The sequence below is a fragment of the Schlesneria sp. genome, from assembly GCF_036405755.1.
Lineage (GTDB): Bacteria > Planctomycetota > Planctomycetia > Planctomycetales > Planctomycetaceae > Schlesneria > Schlesneria sphaerica.
Genome location: NZ_DASWWZ010000761.1, coordinates 1 through 9,550 on the forward strand (window position 1 = coordinate 1; position 9,550 = coordinate 9,550).

At 57.7% G+C, this 9,550-nt stretch carries 6 protein-coding genes and 1 pseudogene; 3 read left to right on the forward strand and 4 right to left on the reverse strand.

All coding sequences use genetic code 11. The annotated features are described in order from the left end of the window. Positions 1-2,634 (reverse strand): valine--tRNA ligase (locus VGE80_RS24910; protein WP_440594531.1); only part of this gene is annotated, 2,634 nt, incomplete at its 3' end. Between the two features lie 175 nt (positions 2,635-2,809). Here VGE80_RS24910 and VGE80_RS24915 point away from each other — a divergent pair. Then, entirely contained in the window at positions 2,810-2,932 is a 123-nt protein-coding gene (locus VGE80_RS24915; protein ID WP_373653721.1) for a hypothetical protein, read from the forward strand. Positions 2,933-2,979: 47 nt separating this feature from the next. Here the strand turns inward: VGE80_RS24915 and cimA are convergent, their stop codons facing one another. Next, positions 2,980-4,551, reverse strand: coding sequence for a citramalate synthase (gene cimA, locus VGE80_RS24920; protein ID WP_397568706.1), 1,572 nt, complete (start codon positions 4,549-4,551; stop codon positions 2,980-2,982). 590 nt (positions 4,552-5,141) lie between these two features. Here cimA and VGE80_RS24925 point away from each other — a divergent pair. Continuing rightward, positions 5,142-6,356, forward strand: coding sequence for an argininosuccinate synthase (locus VGE80_RS24925; RefSeq protein ID WP_373653719.1), 1,215 nt, complete (start codon positions 5,142-5,144; stop codon positions 6,354-6,356). Positions 6,357-6,765: 409 nt separating this feature from the next. Here the strand turns inward: VGE80_RS24925 and VGE80_RS24930 are convergent, their stop codons facing one another. Continuing rightward, complete coding sequence (locus tag VGE80_RS24930; protein WP_440594532.1) at positions 6,766-7,395, reverse strand: hypothetical protein; 630 nt, start codon at positions 7,393-7,395, stop codon at positions 6,766-6,768. Positions 7,396-7,710: 315 nt separating this feature from the next. On the opposite strand from VGE80_RS24930, the gene VGE80_RS24935 reads away from it, so the two are divergent. Further along, positions 7,711-8,928, forward strand: a complete 1,218-nt coding sequence (locus VGE80_RS24935) for a glycosyltransferase family 87 protein (RefSeq protein WP_440594533.1) — start codon at positions 7,711-7,713, stop codon at positions 8,926-8,928. 288 nt (positions 8,929-9,216) lie between these two features. On the opposite strand, the pseudogene VGE80_RS24940 reads toward VGE80_RS24935, so the two are convergent. Next, positions 9,217-9,550, reverse strand: a pseudogene (locus tag VGE80_RS24940) (D-alanine--D-alanine ligase); the annotation flags it as partial.

The following is a 9,550-nucleotide window of genomic DNA, read 5'->3' on the forward strand; positions in this document are numbered from 1 at the left end:
CAGCCGTTGGAAGCGGGATTCCAGAATCGGATCGCGGAGAGTTTCCAGACCGGTCGGCCACGGGGCGACGATGATCGCGTCGGATGCGGGGGCGGGGACAGGAAGTCCGCGCGTCGGTGCGATCTCACGCAGTCGCTGCCAGAGTTCTTCTGTGATAAAGGGGGTAAACGGATGCAGCAGTCGGAGTGTCGTGTCGAGGACAGCCACAAGGACACGCTGTGCGGTCGGCTTGCGCTGTTCGTCTCTGAGACGTGGCTTGATCATCTCAAGGTACCAGTCACAGAACTCGTTCCACACGAAATCTCGCAGAGAGCGTGTTGCTGCATCGAACTTGTAGACGCTGAGCAGTGATGTCAGTTCGTCTGTGACCGTTGCCAGTCGGGACAGGATCCAGCGGTCTTCGATCGCCAGGCCATTTTCCGCTGCTGGAGAATCGTTCGCGAGCGCTGCGTCGGGAGTGGAAAGGTCAACCACGCCAGCGACGTAGCCCTCCAGATTCAGCATGGCGAATCGAGCGGCGTTCCACAGCTTGTTGCAGAAGTTACGGCCGTATTCAAACCGTTCGATCACGATGCGTGCGACCGGTTCCCCTTCATCGGGAACGTAGTTCGGTGTGGCATACTGTGATTCTTTCTTGCATTTCACGCACTTGATGCGGGGCTTGCCCGGTTTGAATTTCAGATGGTGCTGTTCCTGAGGAATCACCCCCTGGCAGTGGGGGCACTCGTATCCCACCGGCAGTCGTACATCCTGGGTCTCGCCCGCGAACGAGGCGATTGTGAACCGCATTCCGTCACAGCCGTACTTCTCGATGAGTTCGAGCGGATCGACGCCGTTCCCTTTGGATTTGGACATGGTCTGCCCGAAGCCATCCTGAATTTTCGGATGGATGCAGACATGCTTGAAGGGGATGTCGCCCATGTTGTAAAGCCCGGTCAGCACCATCCTCGCCACCCACAACGTGATGATGTCGCGGGACGTGACGAGCACGCTGCCGGGGTAGAAGTACGGAAGGACTTCGTTCCGGCCTGAGGCAGGCTGTGACGCCTCGCCAATCAGCGGGGGATTGTGCTCTCTGTCGGGCCAGCCAAGCGTTGCGTGGGGCCACAGCGCTGAACTGAACCACGTGTCGAGGACGTCTTCTTCCTGCGTGAACCCGTCCTGTTCGAAACGTTGCTCGATGTCGCGGTGCCCTTCGTCGAAACAGACTCGGATGGCGTAGTTCGCGTCATCGAACGAAACCGCTCCGTGGAACCACGGGGCCTGCTCCAGTTCCGAATCAAAGCGATAACCTTCCGGGAAAGCCTTTTCGAACTCGTCTTTCGAGTAGGTTTTCGACCAGATGGGAATCCGATGTCCCCACCAGAGTTGACGGCTGATGCACCAATCACGCTTTTCGGCGAGCCAGTCCAGGTACGACGTACGATAGCGTTCAGGGTAGAACGTCACCCGGTTCTGATTCACCACATCGATGGCAGCCTGCGCCAGGGTATCCATCTTCACGAACCATTGTTCAGAAAGATACGGTTCGATGGGGGTCTTCGAGCGGTCGCTGTGCTTCATCGGGATCTTGCGATCCTCGACCTTTTCGAAGTGGCCGAGCTTTTCCATTTCCGCGACCACAGCCTGTCGAGCTGCAAGTCGGTCCTGCCCCTGCCAGATTCCTCCCTGCTCATTAAGAGTTCCGTCGGGGTTGAGGATATTAATCGGCTCGCCCATGGTGTCTTTGTTACGCGACCAGCAGGCATAGTCGTTGGGGTCGTGGGCGGGGGTCACTTTGACGCAACCGGTCCCCAGCGTTTTGTCGGCCAGCAACCCGTCGGCGACGATGGGAATCAGGCGTCCATTCAGCGGAATGCGCACCCGTTTGCCGATGAGGTGCGTGTATCGCTCGTCGGTCGGATGCACGCAAACCGCCGTATCGCCAAGCATGGTTTCCGGCCGCGTCGTGCTGAACGAGATTCGTTCGCCGGTTGGCTGACCGGCTTCGTCGACGACAGGGTAGTTCATTGTCCAGAAATGCCCGTCAATTTCTTCGTCGTAAACTTCATCATCCGCGACGGCAGTCTGCAGATACGTGTCCCAGTTGACGAGACGCTTTCCACGGTAGATCAAGCCATCTTTGAACATTTTGAAGAAGGTCTGCCGCACGGCACGCGAGCAGACTTCGTCCAGCGTGAACCGAACGCGCCGCCAGTCGCAGCTGGCTCCCAGGCTTTTCAACTGGCTGAGGATTCGCTTTTCGTAGGAATCCTTCCAGTTCCAGATACGCTTCACGAGGGCTTCGCGGCCGATGTCGTGTCGTGTCAGGCCCTCTTCTTCCAGCATTCGCTTTTCGACGACGGATTGGGTGGCGATCCCCGCGTGATCGGTCCCCGGCATCCAGAGGGCTTCGTAGCCCTGCATGCGGCGCCAACGGGTCAGCAGGTCCTGCAGCGTGCCGTTCAAGGCGTGACCCATGTGAAGTGCGCCGGTCACGTTCGGCAGCGGGATCATGATGACATGGGGCGGTTTGGGGGTGGGATCACCCGGCAGTGGCGGATTGGCATCACAATCACCACGCTCTTCCCAGAATGGAGTCCATTTGGCTTCTGCGGCAGCAGGTTCGTATTGTTTGGGGATTTCAGTCGTCATAGATACTTACGGTGCCGTATGAGTATGAGGAGAGATTGTTGTTAGATGCTGCGTATCACAGATCTGTCGGGGTCATCGACGGACAATCGGATTGTCTGGCTGACGGATGATAAATCATTTGCTGAGTCATTGGCAGAAGACGCGTGCTTGCCTTCGAACCAACTCCGGAATGTCGATGATCACAGTCGTCGGGAATCGGTTATCTCCCGTCCAGCTCGTGCTTGAGGCAACGACCCGTGGCGAGCGAAACAGGCCGCTGCTTCAACCGATTACCAATCAGGGATTCGGTCCTGCTTAATGGGATGTGTGGGCAGGCCCGCTTCGCTTGAAGTTGACGTTGGAAATTCACTCGGCTTTCGCTTCTGCATCCTTGTAAAGCTTGTATTCCACACTATCGATCAGAGCCAGCCAGCTCGCTTCGATCACGTTTTCGCTGACCCCGACGGTGCTCCAGACATCGGTGTGGTCTCGACTTTCGATCACGACACGAACTCTCGCGGCAGTTCCTTCGGTGGAGTTAATGACGCGGACCTTGTAGTCGACAAGCTGCATCTGGGCGAGGTTCGGATAGGCGGCGGAGAGGGCCTTACGCAGAGCCGTGTCGAGGGCGTTTACAGGACCGTCCCCTTCTGCGACCACGTGCTCGGTACGGGAATTGACTCGCAGTTTGATCGTGGCCTCGGTAATCGTTCCCCGGCCTGCCGTCGTTTCGACATTGACACGATACTGCAATGGCTGAAACTTCGGTTCGTAGACTCCCGCTTCTTTGCGGACCAGCAGGTCGAATGAGGCTTCGGCCGCTTCGAACTGGTATCCCTCATTCTCGAGGTCCACAACGCGTTCGAGAATCCGCGCCATCAGTTCCTTGTCATTCTCGATTTCAAACTTCGTCGTCTTGGCGATGATGTTTGAACGCCCCGAGAGTTCACTGACTAGAACCCGCCGCTGGTTGCCGACGGTTTCCGGCGGGATATGTTCGTAACTGGAGGCCAGTCGATTGACGGCATGGACGTGCATCCCTCCCTTGTGTGCGAAGGCGCTTGAGCCGACAAACGCCTGCCCCGACCTGAAGTTCATATTCGCAATTTCGTAAACGTACCGTGAAAGCTCGGTCAGGTGGATCATGCCCCCTTCGAGCAGGACGTCGTATCCCTTTTTCAGGCCCAGATTGCCGACGACGCTGATCAAGTCGACATTGCCGCAACGTTCACCAATCCCATTGATGGTCCCCTGGACCTGGACGGCACCGTGATCGACAGCGGCGAGTGAATTGGCGACGGCCAGTTCACAGTCATTGTGGCAATGAATCCCGACGGGGACCTTGAGAACTTTCCGGACGGCATCGACGGCGGCTGCAATTTCTTCGGGCAGGCGACCGCCATTCGTGTCGCAAAGAACAATGGTGTCGGCCCCGGCTTCCTGTGCGGCCGAGACGGTCCTGAGTGCGAAGTCAGGGTTGGCACGGAACCCATCGAAAAAGTGTTCAGCGTCATAAAAGACCTGGCGGCCTTCGGCTTTGAGGAAGGCGATCGAATCGCGGATCATGGCCAGATTTTCCGCTTCGTCGATGTTGAGCACCTCGCGGACATGCAGGTCCCAGGTCTTGCCGACAATCGTGACGACAGGGGATCGGGCGTCGCGCAGGGCGATCATGCCGATGTCGTCTTCCGCTGCGCAACCTCGCCGTCGGGTCATTCCGAATGCAACGATTTTCGCGTGCTTGAGTGTCAGGTCCCGCACGCGGTGAAAGTATTCCGCATCCTTGGGATTCGAAAGAGGATATCCCCCTTCAATAAAGTCGATGCCGACCTCGTCGAGTTTTTGTGTGATCAGCAGTTTGTCCTGAAGCGAGAAGTTGACACCTTCGCCCTGGCTGCCGTCGCGTAACGTCGTATCGTAGATCTGGATTCTCGACATAGGTCTGCTTTCGGTATCACATCAAGAAAAAAGCCCTCAGGTCTGACCTGAGGGCTAGTGTTTTACTAGTGTTGTATTTGCAAGAACACCCAAAGGCCTGTTACAGGTCTCCAATAATCGATACGACAATCATCCCGGCGATGAACGCCTGAGAAGCACATCGAAGTCGAATTACCGGTGGGAGAGGCATTAAAATCGCCTTGTGAAGCAATCAGCCAATTGCAGGCAGCTCAGTCTTGACGAGCGGGAATCATAAACAGACAGGGGGAAAACGTCAAACTGTCACCCGGGGCGGTCATGACGCGCTGCGGCGCTTACGCTGCCACTGTGCATCGTGATCGATTACACTGCTGACAGCGCACAAGTCCTCGCGACGTTCAGATTCAAGCAGGCGAGGCGACCACGGACCTGCCGGCGACGAGAGCGTGTCGGTCTTGCTGCGGCTTGAATCGCTTTTCCTTCCGCGTGATTGCCCCTGATGGGAGCCGATTGCCCACAGAGGGAGTGGCAGTGAAAGCCGGGCCGCTGGCTGGACAGGTTGGGCGGCGCTTGTCGCAGTTTGACTCATTCACTTTTTTGGAACCTTGGTTATGTCGAGTTGCGTACTCGCCTATTCAGGCGGTTTGGATACATCGGTGATTCTCGGCTGGTTGCAGGACGAAGGCTATGACGTTCACTGCGTCTATGTCGATCTGGGGCAACCGGGTGAAGATCGTGACGCGGTGCTGAAAAAAGCGTATGCCTGCGGCGCCAAGTCCGCTCGAATTGTCGACGCTCAGGAAGAACTCTGCCGCGATTTCGCTTTCCCGGTCATGCAGTGGCAGGCCAAATACGAAGGGGTTTACCTGCTGGGGACGTCGATCGCGCGTCCGCTGATTTCCAAGATCTGCCTGCAGGTTGCTCGTGAAGTCGGGGCCGAAGCTTACGCTCACGGTGCCACGGGAAAAGGGAACGATCAGTGTCGCTTCCAGTTGGCGGCGGAAGCGCTCGAGCCAGGCGTGAAAATCATCGCTCCCTGGCGAATTGATAAGTATCGCAACAAGTTCCCCGGCCGGACCGAAATGATCGCGTTCTGCCAGGAAAAGGGGATTCCGGTCAAAGCTTCGGTCGCCAAGCCGTACAGTTCGGACGAAAACTGCCTGCACATCAGTTATGAAGCGGGTGTCCTGGAAGATCCGAAGGTGACCGGAGTCGATGTCCCTGACTACGGCATGACCGTGTCACCGCAGGAAGCTCCTGATAAGAGCGAAGAAGTGACGATCGGATTTGAACAGGGTGTGCCCGTGACCTTGAACGGCAAGAAGGTCAGCCCGCTGACGATGGTGCTCGAACTGAACAAGATCGGTGGCCGCAACGGAATCGGGCGGCTCGACATGATCGAGAACCGGTTTGTCGGGATGAAGAGCCGCGGTGTGTACGAAGCCCCCGGAATGACGTTGCTCTACGAAGCCCATCGCTATGTTGAGCAATTGACGCTCGACCGGGACCTGCTGCACCTGCGTGATCGCCTGTCGCCCGAAGTGGCCGAGATGGTCTACTACGGTTTCTGGTACACGGCGAAAATGGATGCCCTGATGGCGTTCAACAAGCAGACCCAGTCCGTGGTGACGGGTGAAGTCGGCCTGCGGCTGTACAAAGGAAACATCACCGTCACCAGTCGAACCAGCCCGAACAGTCTTTACGACGACAAGATCGCCAGCATGGAAGCGGGTGGTTCGTACAACCAGAACGACGCCGAAGGGTTCCTGCGGCTGATGGGCTTGCCCGGTCGCGTTCAGGGACGCGTCAGACCCCGCGCATACTGATCGTCAGCTTTCCCCGGACCCGGTCTGACCTGGGATCGCTCCTTCAATTCGATGCGATATGCGTTCGCCAGCAGGTCCTTAGTTATCCGGGGCCTCCGGCGAACGCCCGATTCAGAACACTCATCCTGCTCTTGCGGGATGAGTGTTCGTCGTTAGATCAGCCGAATGGGCGAGGCCAGGGCAAGCTGTATTGCCAATATCTTTCAGCTCAAACTCCGCATGCAGGAACGAAGTCTGCATTGGGGTAGCTGCTACGAAATCTCCACCCTGCGACCCCGTCCCGCTTCATCGTCGACGGTCAGAGTGATCACGTGGCACGTCCGCGTGATGTTTAATGAGTTCAGCGGGAGCGTCGCCACGTGTCCCAGGCTGTTAGAGCGGCGCTTGCGATGCTATCTCGGTTTCCGGGCTACTTGATTGAATCGATGAACTTTTCGAGTTCTTCGTCGGTCATAAAGGCTTCTTCGACTTCCAGGATGACGACCGCCCGGTCTCGTTTGCCGCGGAAATGGCCCGTCACGCGGCGGTAGCGAGTCGTCGAGGCCCGGTCTTCTCCTCGTTCGATTTGGAAAGTGGCATTGCTGTTCCGGATGACAATGGTCCGAGTCGTCTGTTCTGTTAGATCGAGCTTGCGAAGTTCGGGGATCATCTTTTCCAGGACGTCTTGAAGCTGCTCATACTGTCCCTGATAGGGCATCAACTTGAAGTACAACTGGCCGACTACCATCACGCCACGACCTTCCTGATGCACGAACTTCGCGACATCCATGCGGAGGAGGGCGTTGTCGATGGTGCTGCCGGTTTTCCCGACGAATTGATCGGGCAGTGTCCAGTTGACGATCTGCGAGGCGGCTTCCTCGGCCCCAGCAGGGGTGTCGACGACGTTGGGGCCGAAGAACAGCAAACCTAGAAAACAACATCCGGCGCAAGCAAAAAAACTGCAGCAGACGACGATGGCAATGATCGAGAGCACCCGCTGCAGGCCTCGCTTACGCGGTGGGGCGGGGATGTAGATGGGCGGCGTTTCAGATTCTGGCATCGAGTCCTTTCGGGTCGCTCCGGGAAAGTATCACGTTCTGCGCTTCCACAAGTTAGCAGTTCGTCCGACCGCCGTTAACCCTACTGGCGTTGGAGGTGTTCGGAAGGGACACCCCTCGCTGTCACCCGGTTCATCTCCGATCCGAAGTGGTCGAAGTGATGGGTAAATTGAGACAAACGAGTGGGAAATCACGGTGTGGGGGACTGACATTGACCGATTTTCGAAAAGCCGCGTATTCTCCGGACTGCATCCCGCTGGGAAGCCCTTTGGAGAAGGGTCTGGCTGGTCACCGCACGAAATTCAGGGAAGAACCTCATGTCGGTCGAAACGACTTCGTCGCCGCAATATCGTCGAGCCGGCTGGTGGCTCTGGTTGACGCTGACCGTGATTGTCTGCTCCGTTGTGGGACTGTCGATTCGCAATGGTCAGGAACGGTCGGTGACGGGCGCATATCAGTCCGCCGTCGTCCACTGGTTTGCCGGCGAACCCTTGTACAACATGCAAGGGCATGGGTTCCTGTACCTGCCTCAGGCGGCCCTGACGTATGCACCCTGGGCCTTTCTGCCGCATACGGCTAGTGAGCTTGTCTGGCGGATGTGCATGATCGCTGTGCTCGCGGGAAGCTTGAGTCGGATGACGAAGCTGCTGGGGGGCGAGGGTCGCTGGTTTTTCATTGCCACCGCTGCCTCTGTCGTGCTCGCCTGGGGTTGTGCCCGAAATGGCCAGTCGACACTGTTGATTACCGGGTTGATGATCTACGCCGCAGCGGACTTGAGCGAACAGCGCTGGTGGCGCGCCACGGCATTGTTATCGCTCGCCTTCGCATTTAAGCCCCTGGCACTCGTCATGATCATGCTGGCCGCAGTGGTCTATCCAAAAACGTCGTGGCGTCTGGTGATCGGCCTGATCATCGTCGGGCTGGTCCCTTTCGCGACTCAGCGGCCCGACTATGTGATCTCGCAATATCAGGCCTGTGTGCAGAATCTCGATGTAACGTTCAAGGTGGGGGAAACGGGATACTGGGCCCAGTTCTTCGGCATGCTGCAGGTTGCGGGTGTGGACCTGCCGTCCCCACTTCGAACAGGAATCCGGCTCGTGGCGGCTGCTTCGACACTGCTGGCCTGCTGGCAGGCGGCACGACATTTGTCACCACAGCGAGCAGCCTTGTATCTCTTTTCGTTTACGGCCTGTTACCTGATGCTGTTTAACTCCCGTACCGAGGGGAATACCTACACGATGGTGGGACCCGTTTACGGCGCATTGCTCGCGGAAGCCGCTCTGGTCCGGAAGGACAGGCGAGCCACCGCATGGATGATTGCCGCCGTGGTTCTCACCTTGTCCAACTACGAACTCGGTGTGCTGTTTACGCCGCGCGATCGAGCGATCTGGATCTCTCCTCTCGTCTGCATCGGTGTGTCGAGCTATCTCGTGGGACGGCTTCTGAGCGAGATCACCGCCGCTTCGGGGCGCACGAGTGAGAAGGGGTCTGATGAGCGTCTCACGAATGACATTTCGCATGCCCGAGCGGCATAGCGGCCTCATGCTCGAAGTACATCGTGGACAGGGGATCGCCCTCGCAGATCCTCTTCACTGTGCGTGACCGGCGATGGTTTTTTTGCCACTGCAGAGGGGCGACCACTCCGATAGGGGCGACCACGATGGGACATCGGATGCGATTCCCCCATTCAGCCGGTTCTTCCAGCGGGACGGCTGCGATGCTGCGTTTCACTCTGAACCAGAATGATCACAACCGCACCGGTCTGATTCCGGTGCGGTTGTGATCTGAATGCTAATTGTGATCTGAACGCTTAATCTGAACGCTTAGTGGTGTGCTCGCTCACGTGGGGTCAGGAGAACATGAGGGCGAAGCTGAACCTCGTGCCTGTGAGCGGTGATCGACTTTCGCAGGCAGGAGCGGACAATTCGGTCGCAGAGTACCGGAAAATCGATGCCGACTCTGGCCGCCGCTTTCGGGAGCAGGCTGTGATCCGTGAATCCAGGGATCGTGTTGATTTCCAGAACCCACGCCTGATTCTGTGCGTCGAGTCGTAGATCGACTCGCGCCAGACCACTCGTCCCAATGGCCGAGCAGGCATTCCAGGCCACTCGTTCCAGTGACTCGACCACGTCTGCGGGAACTCCCGAGTCGAAGACG